This is a genomic window from Klebsiella electrica, assembly GCF_006711645.1.
GTDB classification, from domain to species: Bacteria; Pseudomonadota; Gammaproteobacteria; order Enterobacterales; family Enterobacteriaceae; genus Klebsiella; species Klebsiella electrica.
Genome location: NZ_CP041247.1, coordinates 2,514,232 through 2,529,145, shown reverse-complemented (window position 1 = coordinate 2,529,145; position 14,914 = coordinate 2,514,232). Strand labels below are relative to the sequence as shown.

At 55.9% G+C, this 14,914-nt stretch carries 15 protein-coding genes; 10 read left to right on the top strand and 5 right to left on the bottom strand.

The window, feature by feature from the left end; all coding sequences use genetic code 11:
• Positions 1-141 precede the first annotated feature (141 nt).
• Positions 142-1,200, top strand: coding sequence for an alpha/beta hydrolase family protein (locus tag Electrica_RS12080; protein ID WP_141964569.1), 1,059 nt, complete (start codon positions 142-144; stop codon positions 1,198-1,200).
• Here the strand turns inward: Electrica_RS12080 and Electrica_RS12075 are convergent.
• From Electrica_RS12075 to Electrica_RS12065, 3 genes are all read right to left on the bottom strand, one after another.
• Positions 1,139-2,161, bottom strand: coding sequence for a helix-turn-helix domain-containing protein (locus Electrica_RS12075; protein ID WP_141964568.1), 1,023 nt, complete (start codon positions 2,159-2,161; stop codon positions 1,139-1,141). The genes Electrica_RS12080 and Electrica_RS12075 overlap by 62 nt on opposite strands.
• Positions 2,162-2,523: 362 nt before the next feature.
• The gene (locus Electrica_RS12070; protein ID WP_141964567.1) at positions 2,524-3,168 is read right to left on the bottom strand and encodes a TenA family protein; all 645 of its coding nucleotides are present in this window, start codon (positions 3,166-3,168) and stop codon (positions 2,524-2,526) included.
• Positions 3,168-4,013, bottom strand: coding sequence for a BtpA/SgcQ family protein (locus tag Electrica_RS12065; RefSeq protein WP_141964566.1), 846 nt, complete (start codon positions 4,011-4,013; stop codon positions 3,168-3,170). The genes Electrica_RS12070 and Electrica_RS12065 overlap by 1 nt, the downstream gene beginning before the upstream one ends.
• A 26-nt stretch (positions 4,014-4,039) precedes the next feature.
• Here Electrica_RS12065 and Electrica_RS12060 point away from each other — a divergent pair, with 26 nt between their 5' ends.
• Complete coding sequence (locus Electrica_RS12060; protein WP_131050280.1) at positions 4,040-4,912, top strand: ribokinase; 873 nt, start codon at positions 4,040-4,042, stop codon at positions 4,910-4,912.
• Between the two features lies 1 nt (position 4,913).
• Here the strand turns inward: Electrica_RS12060 and Electrica_RS12055 are convergent, their stop codons facing one another.
• Positions 4,914-5,867, bottom strand: coding sequence for an ABC transporter substrate-binding protein (locus tag Electrica_RS12055; protein ID WP_131050279.1), 954 nt, complete (start codon positions 5,865-5,867; stop codon positions 4,914-4,916).
• Positions 5,868-6,212: 345 nt separating this feature from the next.
• Between Electrica_RS12055 and Electrica_RS12050 the strand changes: the two genes are divergently transcribed.
• From Electrica_RS12050 to Electrica_RS12015, 8 genes are all read left to right on the top strand, one after another.
• Positions 6,213-7,235: a LacI family DNA-binding transcriptional regulator gene (locus tag Electrica_RS12050; RefSeq protein WP_131050278.1), complete on the top strand. Its 1,023-nt coding sequence runs from the start codon at positions 6,213-6,215 to the stop codon at positions 7,233-7,235.
• 380 nt (positions 7,236-7,615) lie between these two features.
• Positions 7,616-8,362: an ATP-binding cassette domain-containing protein gene (locus Electrica_RS12045; protein WP_160704928.1), complete on the top strand. Its 747-nt coding sequence runs from the start codon at positions 7,616-7,618 to the stop codon at positions 8,360-8,362.
• An 18-nt stretch (positions 8,363-8,380) separates the two neighbouring features.
• Positions 8,381-9,382 carry an ABC transporter permease gene (locus tag Electrica_RS12040; RefSeq protein WP_160704927.1) on the top strand — a complete coding sequence of 334 codons (1,002 nt, stop codon included), beginning with the start codon at positions 8,381-8,383 and terminating at the stop codon, positions 9,380-9,382.
• 7 nt (positions 9,383-9,389) lie between these two features.
• Positions 9,390-10,469 carry a phosphotriesterase family protein gene (locus Electrica_RS12035; protein ID WP_141964565.1) on the top strand — a complete coding sequence of 360 codons (1,080 nt, stop codon included), beginning with the start codon at positions 9,390-9,392 and terminating at the stop codon, positions 10,467-10,469.
• A 14-nt stretch (positions 10,470-10,483) separates the two neighbouring features.
• On the top strand, positions 10,484-11,239 hold the full coding sequence (locus Electrica_RS12030) for a glutamine amidotransferase (RefSeq protein WP_100683765.1): 756 nt from the start codon (positions 10,484-10,486) through the stop codon (positions 11,237-11,239).
• Complete coding sequence (locus Electrica_RS12025) at positions 11,239-12,351, top strand: M20 family metallopeptidase (protein ID WP_131050274.1); 1,113 nt, start codon at positions 11,239-11,241, stop codon at positions 12,349-12,351. The genes Electrica_RS12030 and Electrica_RS12025 overlap by 1 nt, the downstream gene beginning before the upstream one ends.
• A 170-nt stretch (positions 12,352-12,521) precedes the next feature.
• Positions 12,522-12,950: a cell envelope integrity protein TolA gene (gene tolA, locus Electrica_RS12020; protein ID WP_141964564.1), complete on the top strand. Its 429-nt coding sequence runs from the start codon at positions 12,522-12,524 to the stop codon at positions 12,948-12,950.
• Between the two features lie 371 nt (positions 12,951-13,321).
• Positions 13,322-13,924 carry a LysE family translocator gene (locus Electrica_RS12015; protein ID WP_141964563.1) on the top strand — a complete coding sequence of 201 codons (603 nt, stop codon included), beginning with the start codon at positions 13,322-13,324 and terminating at the stop codon, positions 13,922-13,924.
• On the opposite strand, the gene Electrica_RS12010 is transcribed toward Electrica_RS12015, so the two are convergent.
• A complete protein-coding gene (locus tag Electrica_RS12010; RefSeq protein WP_141964562.1) occupies positions 13,919-14,812 on the bottom strand; it encodes a LysR family transcriptional regulator in 894 nt (297 codons plus the stop codon). The two genes, Electrica_RS12015 and Electrica_RS12010, sit on opposite strands and share 6 nt — an antisense overlap.
• Between the last annotated feature and the right edge of the window lie 102 nt (positions 14,813-14,914).

Genomic DNA, 14,914 nt, shown 5'->3' with positions numbered 1-14,914 from the left:
ATGCGGTGCCACGCCCTTAGCACATTTGCCAGTCGCCCCCTGCCGCAAACACCGCAAAAAAGGTCCTCGATCGCGTTTCAGGACGCATCAACCGGGCGTTTGTGACCACAATGCGTCTCTGTTTACTTACCGGAGATCGTTATGTTACGGCCCCTTTGTTGCTTTCTTTTTTCTCTTCTCTTTAGCGTCGCATCGTATGCCAACACGGCTTTTCGCCAGTTGAATATCCACGAGGCTAGCTCCCGCCCTCTCAATATCGCTATCTGGTATCCCACCTCGGCAACCGGCTCGCCGGAAAAGGTGGGTGACAATATTGCCTTTTACGGCACCTCTGCGCTGCGCGATGCGGCGCCGGAAGCGGGCGAGCATCCGCTGCTTCTGCTTTCTCACGGCTATGGCGGCAACTGGCGCAACCTGAACTGGCTGGCGACGAAAATGGCGGCTCAGGGCTATATTGTGGCGGCGGTCGATCATCCCGGCACGACAACATTTAACAAGCGGCCGCAGGATGCGAAGGAACTCTGGCGCCGCCCGCAGGATCTCCAACGGGCAATGATGAAAATTATCACTACCCCCTACCTTGCCGGAAAAGTCGATACGCAGCGCATAGCCGCAGCCGGACACTCTCTCGGCGGCTGGACGGTACTTGAACTGGCGGGGGCGCGCTTTGACGCCGCTCGCTTTCAGCATGATTGCCGGACACATGCCAGGCTGTCCGCCTGCAAGTTAATTCAGACGCTGGGTATTGATGACGCTGGCGGGCGACTGGCAGCAAACGAAGGCGATCCGGCAATCAAAGCCGTTGTCTCACTCGATCTGGGCCTGGCCCGCGGATTCACGCCAGAATCACTTTCTCAGATTGCAGTGCCGGTGCTGATTATGGCGGCTCAGGCGGACAGCGATGAGCTACCCGCCAGGCTGGAGTCGGGCTACCTGGCGGAATATCTCCCTGCCGCGGTAAGGCGGGTAGTGAATGTCGAAGGGGCCACACACTTTAGTTTTATGCAGCAGTGCAAACCGGGTGCGATGGCATTAATCGCGGAAAAAGAGCCGGGCGAAGAGATTGTCTGCCAGGATGGCGGCATCCGGAGCCGCGCCGCGATTCACCGTCAGCTCGCCCGGGATATCAGCGCCTTCCTCAATCAGGCCCTCGACTTTCAACCGCTGTCCGGCGGTAATCCGTCGGGGTCATACCGCTGATACGAAGAAACTCGCGATGAAAGTTTGATTTGGTGGCAAAACCCGCCTCCAGCATCACTTCCGTTACCGGCAGGGTGGTGTTGCGTAGAAGCTGCTGCGCATAGTCGATGCGCAAGCCGTTGATCCATTGTGAGACATTGCAGCCGCGCGTCAGGTTCACCGCTTTTGAAATCTGGCGCGCGGGGACCCCGGTTTTTCTCGCCAGCACATTCAGCGTCAGGTCGGGATTCAGATACAAATTCTGCTCGCTTATCAACGTGTTGACCTGCTGATAAGTCGCGAGAAACGCGTCACTATTGTTCTCTGTACTCGCTTCGGCGGGCAAAACCGGCTCCGCGGCCGGGAGCGACGGACGGCTACTACCGACAATGGCAAAACAGACAAATGGCAGCAGAATAGCCTGCGAGATTGCGACCAGTTGCGGCGCCTGCCGGCCCTGATAAAAATGGAAATTGAGCGCGATGGCCAGATCGGTCAGTCCGGAAAAACAGAGGAAGCCCCCCGCGATAAAAGCGAGCGATGACGTTGCAGCACTATCGCTAAGTCGCCTGAAAATAAACGTATCGCTCCCCCGCAGTGCCGTTCGAATCAGGGCACAACCGTAGCCGATATAGAGCAGCATCAGCACCACATCCGTGGTTTGCGGAGCAATAAGGTTCAGCGCCAGAGCCAGCGTCGGCGGTCCCACAAAAGCGGCAATTTTTTGCTGCAAGCGCTGTTCTGTAAAGCAGGCAAAGCAGTGCCAGGCCAACGGTGGCAGAGTGATCGCCATGACAGACTGCAACTGGCGCAGTTGAATAAGGTCAAACTGCCAGCGCAAGGCTGACATCAAGACCAGCAGCGAACAGCCCGCAATAAAAATCGCGCTGTTGCGATAGCCTGCGGGACGCTGCCGGCAAACCTTCAACAGTAAAATAAGCAAAATAGACAGGGTGTACCAGGGAAAGGGAATGGCCGGCATGGAATACCTGTACGCAAAGCATTTATCTCAGGGGAATGTTGTGCCATAAAAAGGCGTAAAAAGCATCATCAGGCAGAGAAATCTTTTAACGATTCAACACGTTCCCCCTTTTTTACCCCGTCCTGACTTATGCTGTCGTTATTGTTGATCAACCTGAGAATCTGCGCGTTATCTCCCTCGGTGAACTCACCGCGCCAGGCAGACATCTGCCATTATTATCGTGTCGTTTAACAACACGCTCTGCAATGGCTCCTGATATTTCATCCGTCGCCTGAAGAATGGAGATTACCCGTATCCACGCTGGCGATAATGTTGAGCGCATACAGGGGCGCCGTTTCAGGCCCCCCTTGTTTATCCTGTGGCTAATCCTCATAAGCTGCGCTATGGAAGTCAATTTCCCACTGCAGCACCTCGCCGTAAAGCGCCGACAGCGCCTGCTTCTCACTGTCACTCATTACGCTGGCGCACCGATCCAGTTCACCCTTCAGCCAACTCGCCTGCTGGAAAAACGCCTCTTCAGCATGCATTTCCACCCAGCGGCGAATATCAGCATCGCTCTGGCGCTGTTCGCTCGCCCGTCGGCACCAGCAGTAGTACATCCATTCCGCCGCGAACATCATAGTCATTATCTGCTCATAGCTGCCCTGTCGGGCCATCCGCAGCATGCCGTCGCGAAAGCGCTGCACGCCGGGCAAATCGTCGGGATAATCCGCAGGATTGATCTGCCGTGCTGTCAACACCTGTTCAAACCATGCCATCTGCGTGTCGACCAGGGCATTCAGTACGCCGATTAGCCAGCGCTGCTGCTGAATATGCGGCGCCTTGCTGACCCCGAGGGCAAAAATGGCGATGGCCGTGGCGACAAAGTTGCCCTCAAACACCAGATAGCGGTCGAATACGGTTGTCGGCAGACGATCCTGTTCAATATCCACCACAAAACGGTGCCGCTGCATCACCTGCCAGACCTGCTGATGTTCGCGCAGCAGGCGATCGCTAAACGCTTCCATTATGCCTCCTCCAGCGCAGCCTGAGCGACCGACATAAAATGCTGTACTCGGGCCAGTTCAACATCGTTCCACCAGACGCCGTCAACCTTCATGGTGCTGGCCACAATGACCCCCTGAGTCCGTCCGAGGATCTGGCGGACGTTGGCCGGCGTCACCCCCGAGCCCACCAGCAACGGTAACGCTGTCGCCGCGCGAATCTCATCAATTTCCGCCATCGTGGCGCTATCGCCGGTGCGCTGGCCGGTGGCAATCACCGCGTCGGCCTCGAAAAAGTCCACGTCGCGAGTCAGTTCCTGAATCGAACGATCGGCAACGATGGCATGACTACCGTGCTTAACGTGGCTATCGGCGAAGACGCGAATATGTTCAGCACGCAGCATACTGCGATAGCGCAGCGCCTTAGCCGCCGCCCCTTCAATAAATCCTTCGTTGGCGATATAAGCATTGGCCCACTGATTGACGCGGACGAAATCGGCCCCGCCCGCCAGGGCGATAGCCATCGCCGGAATCGCAGCGTTAGCCAGGACGTTAATCCCCAGCGGTACACCAAAACGCTCGCGGACTTTCTCGGTAATCACCGCCATCAGCGCTGAGGTTTCATGACCGATATCTTCAGGTTTGGAAAAGGGAATATCGCCGTGGTTTTCAATAATCAGACCGTGAACGCCGCCAGAAACATAATTATCCGCATCGCGAAGCGCACGTTCAACAATATCAGAAACTGATTTCCCTCGGTATTTAGGCGCGCCGGGAAACGGATCGCAATGAATAACACCGATAACGGCTTTACTACGTGAAAAAATAGCTTGTATTGCATTCGTTTTTTCTGCTGAGATAGCAACCATCTTATCCATCCTGTTAAGGGAACACTATGCGTGTTTACGTTACCGGTAATATTACCGTAGATGAAACCTGGTCCATTCCGGATATACCGAAAAAAGGCTCGTCAATTCACGGCGTTAAAGTTTCGCAGGATATCGGCGGTAAAGGCGCGAATCAGGCGATTATATTATCTCGCTGTGGAATAGAAACGCATTTAATTGCCGCCACGGGAAATGACAGCAACGGAACCTGGATTCGCCAACGGATAAAAAATGAAGCGCTGACGCTACTACCCGACAGCCATTTTAACCAACATAGCGATACCTCGATTATTTTAAATAGTGCCGATGGCGACAATGCCATCATTACCACCACCGCCGCTGCCGATACATTCGGCCTTGATGATATTATGCCGCACCTGGCGAAGGCCGCCGCAGGCGATATTCTGCTACAGCAGGGCAATTTCTCCCTGGAGAAAACGCGGGCGCTATTCCAGTACGGCAAAACTCGCGGTATGACAACGGTCTTCAATCCCTCACCCGTTAATCCTGACTTTTGCCATCTGTGGCCGCTTATCGATATCGCGGTAGTCAATGAATCAGAGGCCGAGCTGCTGCAACCTTACGGCGTCAAAACCTTAGTCATTACCGAGGGCGCGGCAGGCGCCTGGCTTATCCGCGAGGGGCAGCGCCAGTTTTGCCCCGCCGTCCCCGCCGCAGCGCTGGATACCACCGGCGCGGGCGACACGTTCCTCGCCGTGATGCTGGCATCCGCTATCCTGCGCGGCGTGGCGCCGGATGGTCTGGCGTTGACGCATGCCAGCCGGGCGGCCGCCATTACCGTTAGCCGCCGGGGTACGCTCAGCGCGTTTCCCGACGCCCAGGAACTCGCCGCCCTGTTAGCCACGGGCGGCGCCCACTGACCTACTTGAACAGCGAACGGTAGCTATCCACGTTCGCTTTGGTCACCACCGTAGCCGGAACCAGAATGGTTTTCGGTACGGTTTTGCCGGAGGTGATGCTGTTCAGCGCCTTCAGGGCTTCGGCCCCCATCTTTTCCGGGTCCTGCTGCAGAACGGCGGTGACGTAGCCGCCGTCAATACCGGAAATCGCCTTCGCCGTCAGATCCCAGCCAAAGACTTTAATATCTTTCTGCCGCCCCTGGTTTTCCACGGCGGCGATAGCGCCCAGCAGAGCGGGTTCGCCAGTGGCATAGATCGCTGTCAGATCGGGGTTGCCGGTAATCAGGTTCTCCGCCGCGGTCATTGCTTTATCCTGTACGTTCTGCCCGTCGACGACATTGGCGATGGTAATTTTCGGATTGCTTTTCAGCGTCTCTTCAAACCCTTTCTGCCGCTGGTTCTGAATGGCCGAGTTCAGCGCGCCGACAATCCCCAGTCGCGCCTGGCCGCCCATCTCTTTCTGCACGTAATCAACAAAGTATTTTCCAATAATTCTGCCGCCCTCGATATTATCCACGCCAACCTGAGCCGCCTGAGGCCCGGCCGGTAATACGGCATCAATCGCAATCACGGGAATGTGAGCGGCGGCGGCTTCTTTTACCGCCGGCATAATTCCGTTAACGTCAATAGCGGCAACCAGAATGCCTTTAACACCTTGCTGAATATAGTTTTCAATCGCGTCGTTTTGTGCAACGGGATTATCGTTAGAGTTAAAAATCACTAAATCCTTACCACTGGCTTTTGCGGCATCCTGCGCGCCTTTATTCATCAGATTAAAAAACAGCGCCTGCTGATTGATTTGTACCAGCGCATAGGTTGGAGCTGCAGCGCTGGCGGCAGAAATAAAGCTCACAGATGCCAGCATTGTTGTTGCGACAGCAATAAAACGCAGTTTTCCGGTGTTAAATAACATCATCATTATCCTCGTCGGGAATCGTTGATAGCCAGCAGAGTTCCGCGCCGCATGCGAACGCAGAAGGATTATTTTTTTGGCGGGCAAATATCGTCTATATGGCCAGAACAATCATCGACCGTTCGGCGGATACCTGCTTAATTTCATTCCGGCAACCGGTCCGTGTCGGTGCGCGACTGGAATGAGTTAAACGGGGTTGGGAATGACTTCCCGGATGATGCGGTAAACTGCCTATACAATTCTCCGCCATTTAAAATTTGTCAAGCATTTATTTCGGGCCTCTGTGTGCAGAGAAATTGCTGTATCCACCGCGCTTAACTATGTTACAGATAGCCAATTCTGGCAGAAATGGCGCAGGAAATGAGTATAAAACGCGTATTACTATCCGACGTGGCAAAGCTGGCGGGCCTGTCGAAGGCTACCCTGTCGCGCTATATGAACAACAGTATCGTGCTGCCGCAGGACACCATCGACCGCATCGAAACGGCGATCCACGAACTGGACTATCGCGGTAATAGCCTCGCACGCCGTCTGAGCAAAGGCGGCAGCGAAACCCTTGGCCTGGTGCTACCCGATATCACCAACCCCTTCTTCGCCGAACTGGCCGATGCCGCCGAAGAGGCCGCCTCGGCCAACGGCTACAGCCTCGTTCTGTGTATTACCCGCAATAACCCGGAAAAAGAGTGTCAGTTTATTCGCTGGCTGGATACCTGCCAGGTCGATGGGCTGTTGTTCACGACTAACCGCCCCGATAACGGCCTGCTGCGCAAAGAGATCCAGCGTCACGAGCGTATTGTGCTGCTGGATGAGGATATTCCCGGCAGCAAGGTGCCTAAAGTGTTTGCCGATAACGTCCAGGGTGGACGCATCGCCACCGAAAAACTGATCGCCGCCGGACATCGCCATATCGCTTTCGTCGGCGGGCCGGACAAGCTGATGAGCGTCCGCGAACGCTACCAGGGCTTCTGCACCGCCATGGAGCAGGCCGGTCTGATCTGGCCCCCTGAATGGGTGATGTACGGCGACTATCAGCGCGAGTTCGGTCAACAGGCGCTGCAGTACCTGTTTAGCCAGTCGCAGCGCCCTACCGCCGTCTTTGCCGCCAGCGACTATCTGGTACTTGGCCTGCTTGACGGACTGCGCGCCCGCGGACTACAGGCGCCGGAGGCGCTGTCGTTAGTCGGATTTGATGACGCCAACTATGCCGATTTCACCCAACCGCGGATTTCCACTATCCGCCAGCCCGCCCGGGAACTGGGCCGCACCGCGGTAAACATCATGATGCGCCTGCTGAACAACGACAAAGATATCCCGGCAGAAACCCGTCTGCCGGTCGAATGGATTGGCCGCGACTCGATCAAGATTTGTTAAGCACGTCCCAAAATGGCGCAAAAGCGCCCGTTTTTGGCGCAAAAAACGTTCGACTTGCCAGCGCTTCACTATAATCAGTAAACCGGTTTACCGGGATGGGATCAAGAAACGTTATTTATTCCATAAGGTTAAGTAACAGGGCAGCGATGTGACTCCTGCCCTGGCACGGATGCTGCAATGTTCTTACTGGCGAACAAATATCTTACGTAGCGTTTGGTCAGACTGGATTGGTGAGTGCTCCGCTCCGCAGGTAAACCGGTTTACTAGAATGTGAACCGTGTCGGAGGGAGTATCTCCCGCAGGATGACGAACATTTTCCCGGCAATAGCGATGGGAGTTATCAGATGCAGCAGCCACAAACCCCCCCGCCAAGGGTGGAGATGATCAATATCACCAAGACCTACGGGTCGATACGTTCATTGCGCGGAGTCAACCTGGAGCTGGCCCCGGGCGAAGTGCTGGGCCTGGTCGGCGATAACGGCGCGGGGAAATCAACCCTGACCAAAGTGCTCTCCGGCGCGGTGATCCCCTCCAGCGGCACGATTCGTATCGATGGTGAACAGCAGCAGTTTGCTAATCCGGCCGATTCGCGCCGCTGTCATATCGAGATGGTGTATCAGGATCTGTCGCTGTGCGACACGGTTGACGTCGCCGGCAATCTGTTTATGGGCCGCGAGCCAATGAAATCGGTCCTTGGTATCCCCTTTCTCGATGAGGCCAGAATGCACGCCGATGCCCGGGAGATGCTAAAAGGGCTGGGAATTTCCATTCCCGATACCCGCCTGCTGGTGCGAAATCTTTCCGGCGGTCAGCGCCAGGCCATTGCCATCGCCCGCGCGGCGGCTTTTGACCCGAAAGTGCTGATCATGGACGAGCCCACCGCCGCGCTGGCCGTTGCGGAAGTCGAAGCGGTTCTGGAACTGATTCGTCGCGTTTCCGCACGCGGCGTGAGCGTGATTCTGATTACCCACCGCCTGCAGGACCTGTTCCTGGTCTGTGACCGGATCATGGTGATGTATGAAGGTACCAACGTCGCCGACCGGCGGGTGGCCGACACCAGCCTGAGCGATATCGTTAACCTGATTGTGGGCGAAAAATTCACCGCCCGCTCTGCGGCTGCACACTGAGGTAACAGGATGAGTATCATGAACTTAAGTAGCTCCCGCATGATCCAGCATTCGCTGCCCCGCCGCCTGCTGCATAACCACTCGGGCGTGGTGAGCATCGCGCTGTTTTTTGTCTTCTGCTGCGTGGTATTTTCACTGATCACCAGCAATTTTCTCACCGGTACCAACTGGCTGAATATCATCCGTCAGAGCGCCCCGCTGCTGATCGTCGCGACCGCCATGACTCTGGTGATTACCACCGGCGGCATCGATCTGTCGGTGGGCTCGACCCTCGCGCTGGTCGGCGCGTTGTCCGCTATCGCCCTGAACAACTGGGGGCTGTCGTGGCCGGTGGTCCTGCTCGGGGGGCTGCTGCTCGGCGGATTGGTGGGCGCCATCAACGGCTTCTTCATTGCCTATGAAGGCATACCGGCGTTTATCGTTACCCTCGCCACCCTGGCCGTTGTTCGCGGTATCGCGCTGCTGGTCACCCAGGGCTACTCGATTCCGGTTCCGGCTGACAGCCTGTTTACCTTTATCGGCCGCGCCTGGGTTGTCGGTATCCCCATGCCCGCGCTGATCGGCGTGATGATTCTGGTTATCGGGCATATCGTTCTCAACCATATGCGCTTTGGCCGCTACGTGACGGCTATCGGGGCGAATGCCGAAGGCGCGCGACGCAGCGGGATCAACACCAAAGCGGTCACCATGAAGGTCTATATCATCAGCGGAATGGCCGCCGCCCTGGCCGGTATGATCATCACCGCGCGCCTCGGCAGCGGTTCCTCTAACCAGGGCGAAGGCTTTGAGCTACAGGTTATCGCCGCGGTTGTGCTCGGCAGTACCAGCCTGTTTGGCGGTTTCGGTACTATTATCGGCACACTGCTCGGCGCGCTGTCGATTGCGGTGATTCAGAACGGGCTGATCCTGTCGCATATTTCGCCGTTCTACACCCAGATAGCCACCGGCACCATTATCCTGCTGGCTATCTGGCTGAACACCCGCATTCTCAACCCCGCGCGCGCGGCGGCAAAAGGATAGATAGCTGATGAACGGATCAATTTTTCGCCATCCTACCCCGCTGCCGCTTGGCGTCAGCAGCGGTTATGTCATGACGGTGCTTGGCCCGCTGCCGGTTAGCGAAATGGGCGTGACCCTGATGCACGAGCATATTCTGCTGGATGCCTCCGGCAAATGGGTGCCGCCCTGCTGCTGTAGCGATCGTCATCTTGCCGAAATGCCGGTGACGATGGAAAACCTCGGCGAACTGTCGCTGAACCCACTGATGAGCCGCGATAACTGCCAGCTGTTTGACGTCGACGTAGCGATTGAAGAGCTGACCAAATATCGCGCCCTTGGCGGGGAGACGGTGGTCGATCCGACCAATATCGGCATTGGCCGCGATCCCAAAGCGCTGGCACGCATCGCGCGTCTGACCGGCCTGAACATTATTATGGGTACCGGTCTGTATCTGGAACCGTCGCACCCCGAGTGGGTAAAAACCAGCAGCGTCGAACAGCTGGCCGAACGGCTGATTTACGATCTGGGCGGCGCGGAGGAGAAACCGGAAGTGCTCGCCGGGCTTATCGGCGAAATTGGTATCTCAAGCCGCTTTACGCCGGATGAAGAGAAGTCTCTGCGCGCCGCCGGGCGGGCCAGCGCCGCGACCGGCGTGCCGATCGAGGTCCATCTGCCGGGCTGGGAGCGGCTCGGTCACCGGGTGCTGGATATTCTCGAACAGGAAGGCGCCGATCTACGCCATACCGTGCTGTGCCATATGAATCCCAGCTTTGCCGATAAGCGCTACCAGCGTGAACTGGCGCAGCGCGGGGCATTTCTCGAATACGACATGATCGGCATGAGCTATTACTACGCCGACGAATCGGCGCAGTCGCCCTCCGACGAGGAGAACGCCCGCGCCATTCGCGAGCTGATTGACGACGGCTATATCCAGCAGATTTTGCTGTCGCAGGACATCTTCCTGAAAACCATGCTCACCCGCTACGGCGGCCACGGTTACGGCTACATACTCAAGCATTTTGTTCCTCGTCTGCGGCGCCACGGCGTCAGCGGAGAACAGCTTGAAACCTTGATGATTGGCAATCCCCAACGGGTCTTTGGCGGATAAAAAGGAAAGATATCATGCAGAAAAAAATCTTACTGGTCGGTGAATCCTGGACCAGCACATCAACACATGTTAAAGGCTTCGATCAGTTTGCCACCGCCACCTGGCACACCGGCGCAACGGATTTCCTCGCCGCGCTTGCGGACAGTCAGTACGCCATTACCTACATGCCCGCCCACGCGGCGGCGACGGACTTCCCGCTGACCCAGGACGCGCTGCGGCAGTGGGACGCAATTATTCTCTCGGATATCGGCGCCAATACGCTGCTGCTGCATCCGGATACCTGGCTGAAAAGCCGTCGTACCGCCAACCGTCTGACGCTTATCCATGACTACGTTGCCGCTGGCGGCGCGCTGATGATGATTGGCGGCTATTACAGCTTCCAGGGAATTAACGGCGGCGCGCGCTATCGCCATACCGCCGTCGAGAAGGTTCTGCCGGTCCGCTGCCTGGCATGGGACGATCGTATTGAAACCCCGGAGGGTTGCTATGCCGAAGTGACGGAATCTCACGCCCTGTTTAACGACATTCCCGGCGAATGGCCGTGGCTGCTGGGCTACAACGAAGTGGAAATGCATCCGCAAGGCAAACTGCTGGCGACGATCGCCGGTACCGGCCATCCGCTGCTGGCCGTTCGCGAATATCAACAGGGGCGCTCGCTGGTATGGACCAGCGATATGTCGGCGCACTGGCTGCCGGAAGAGTTTAGCAACTGGCCCGGCTATCGCCAGCTGTGGATTAACTGCCTTGACTGGCTGACGGAACGTCGCTGATGACCACCACCCTTGAACTGGCCCGGCAACTGCTGGGCTTTAACACCATCAATCCGCCGGGTAGCGAAGCAGACTGCATGCGCTTCTTTGCCGGCTGGCTTGCAGATAGCGGCTTTGAGGTTTCGCTGTCCTCGTTCGGCGAGGGGCGCAGTAATCTGATAGCCAGGCTGCGCGGGGCGACGGCCGGTAAACCGCTGGTCTTTACCGGCCATCTGGATACCGTGCCGCTCGGTAATGCGCAGTGGCAATACGATCCTTTCGGCTCGCAGATAGAGGACGGGCGTCTTTACGGCCGCGGATCCAGCGATATGAAAGCGGCGGTGGCGGCATTTGCCGTTGCCTGCGTTGAGCACCGGGAAGCCATTATGGCCGGGCGCGGCGCGGTATTGCTGATTACCGGCGGGGAAGAGACCGGCTGCGACGGCGCACGGGCGTTGATTGAATCCGCTTCCCTGCCGGAAACGGGCGCGCTGATCGTCGGCGAGCCTACCGCCAATTACCCGGTTATCGGCCATAAAGGCGCGCTGTGGTTACGCTGCGAAACCCGCGGGAAAACCGCCCATGGCGCGATGCCTGAACTGGGGATAAATGCTATCTATCTGGCGGCGGATGCGCTGGGTAAGATTCAACATTTTTCACCGGGCGCGCCGCATCCGCTGATGAAGCAGCCCACCCTTAACGTCGGTCGGATCGAAGGCGGGTTAAATATTAATTCCGTGCCGGACCGCACGCGTTTTGATGTCGATATCCGTAGCGCGCCCAATTTACAGCACGCCACCATCCGCCAGCGCCTGACCACGCTGCTTGGCGAGAACGTCACGATATCGACGCTGGTCGATCTGCCCGCGGTATTGAGCGAAGCGGATCACGCATGGATAAAGCAGGTTTATCAGCGCTGCCAGCCGCTGCACGATCGGCCGCTCGAACCGCGCGTGGTGCCCTACTTTACCGATGCCTCGCTGCTGCTACCGGCGCTGGGTAATCCGCCCTGTATTATTCTCGGCCCCGGCGAGCCCTCTATGGCTCATCAAACCGACGAATACTGCCTGCTCAGCCGACTGCAGGAGGCTGAACAGCTATACGGAGACCTTATCCGCGACTGGATGGCGTAAATGACCTGCTGAGAATGCGAAGAAATAGTGACAACGTCACTTATAGCTGACGCCCTGCGGCCAAAGCTCTGCGGGGTTGTCAGCGATTAGCGTTTGAATATAATCGCGAAAGATCAGAGGATAACGGCCTCGCACCCGGAATGTACCCTCACCAGCAAGGAGGCATGACTATGCCCTTAAGACTCAGCCCCGTACGCGTTTGTCTCCTCTCTTTACTCCTTTCCGCCTGCTCGGCCCCCCCTTCTGCGCCGGATAGCGCTGAAAACGCTAAATTATCGGCAGAAGTGGATAAGATGTTTCGCGATTATCCGATGGGTTCAGATACTTCACCGCAGGCCAACGTCGCACGCTATCTGACGCAGGTTCAGAAGGCTATCTCCGCTAAAATAGACCAGCCGCAGTCGTATCAGGGACAACGATGCTCCGTACGCTTAGCGCTACAGCGTGACGGGACGGTGGATAACGCCACCGTCGAGAACGGCGACCCGGCGTTGTGTGCACAGATAGTGTCCGCGCTGAAAGGAGCCAAAATCCCGCCAGCGCCGGATGAAAAAACCTATCAGACATTCAGCAATGCCGTTATCGACTTCAAACTATAACCGGTCTTTTCTGCCGGCTATCGCAGGGGCCATTCGGCCCCTGTATGATTTCAGAACTCCACGTGTCCGCCGAAATGATAGCGTCGTCCTTCCAGCATCGCCTTCTGCCTGTAAGCGGTGGTGTAAAGCGGATTAACATCAAACAGATGGCGAGCGATCGTTGCGATGGGTCACGTAGATTTCATCGCGTGCGGCGTTATAGCGCACGGCGACCGAATTAATCAAATACACCTTTAGAGAAAAGCCACTTACTCCCATCAATATTTATATGTAGCCTGTAGGCATAGCAGAAACGCTATTGTGTAATAAAAAATTGCGCAATAAAAAAGAGTGCCCATGCGTATTACACGTTTAACAGTCGCGGAGAAAGAATGATTTTAATTTTTACGATGTTTATATTTTCCCTCACCCTGTCATTTTCCCCAGGCCCGGTAAATATGCTGATTATATCGTCGGGGGCGATTCATGGATTCAGAAAAACATTGCCGTTGATCTCAGGCGCGACCACCGGTTTTACTTTATTGCTGATCGTCGTTTGTTTTGGCTTGTACGCCGCAATTGAACAATATCCTCTGTTCTTCAAATATCTCAACGCTGCCGGCGCACTGTTTATACTGTATCTGGGGTATAAGATAGCGTCATCTCAACCTGATTTAGCATTGCAAAAAACCGAAACGCCGGGTTTTATTCAGGGATTTTTAATGCAATGGTTTAACCCGAAGGCCTGGACGGCCTGCGCATCAGGCGCGGCGTTATTTTCCGACCCGACCACCAACACGACGGTCGCCGTCTTTATCATGATTTATTTTGTCGTCTGCTATCTCTCACTGGCTTCATGGGCGGTTATCGGCGACAAAGTTTCAATACTGCTCAGAAGCAGACAACGCATCCGTACTTTTAACCTGTTGATGGGCGGATCGCTGATCGTTACGGCGGGCTACCTGCTCTGTTTGCCACTTCTCAATCATTCATAATTGATGAGACGCAAAAGCATTATAAATGTCATTAATCAATTTATAGGCAATGCTGCTGGTCGATATATTCGCAGGCCATATTGCATATACCTTCAGCGGTTCTAATGACCAGTCGGGGAGCACTTCCTGCATTTCTCCACGCCTGACATCCCCCTCACTGAGATAGCGAGGGGGAGCCGCCAGTCCAGCTTGTTGCTTCGCAAGCGCATAGGCGGCTTCAACATTATCAACCCACACCGCTGGCGTATACTTGACTAGCACCACCTCGCCATTTTTATGCCTGAACTCCCGGCTATTCTGCCTCATCGTCAGGCCAATCCAGGGCAGATGTGATAAGTCATCAGGATGGTTGATGGGCTTATAATGACTGAGCAAACCCTTTGATGCGACCAGTTGCCGGGGCAGGACAAACAGATGCCGGGCTTTGAGAGAACTATCCGGCAGTTCCCCAATCCGAAATGCGACATCAATACTCTCGCCAATAATATCTTTACGCGTGTCGCTATAAGAAATGTTCAGGCGCACATCCGGATATTGTTGTATGAAAACCGCGAGGTGGCGCGTAAAGGCGCTATTAATAAAAACGGCGGGGACAGAAATATGCAGCTTATTAGCCGTAGATATAGAACGCTGCTTAAATTCAATCACCCCCTTCTCATAAAGTTCCAGCATAGATTTGGCCGTCTCCAGCAAACCGACGCCATCGTGAGTCAGAGAGAGTTTTCGCGTATTTCTATATAGCAGAGCGCTACCCAGATTTTTTTCCAGTTTCGCCAGATGGCTGCTCGCCGTGGCGGTCGTCAGCCCTAAAGCGTCTGCGCCACCGGAGATTGAGCCCGCCTCGACAATTTTTGCGAACACAATCAGGTAGCGGATGTCATCAATCATTTACATTCCTTTGGTCACTCATAGACGTTGAGCCAGAGAGCCAAGCGCTGAAGGCCAGGCCGGCAAACATCGCGCCCGGCGGCAAAAAAACAGGCCGCTAAG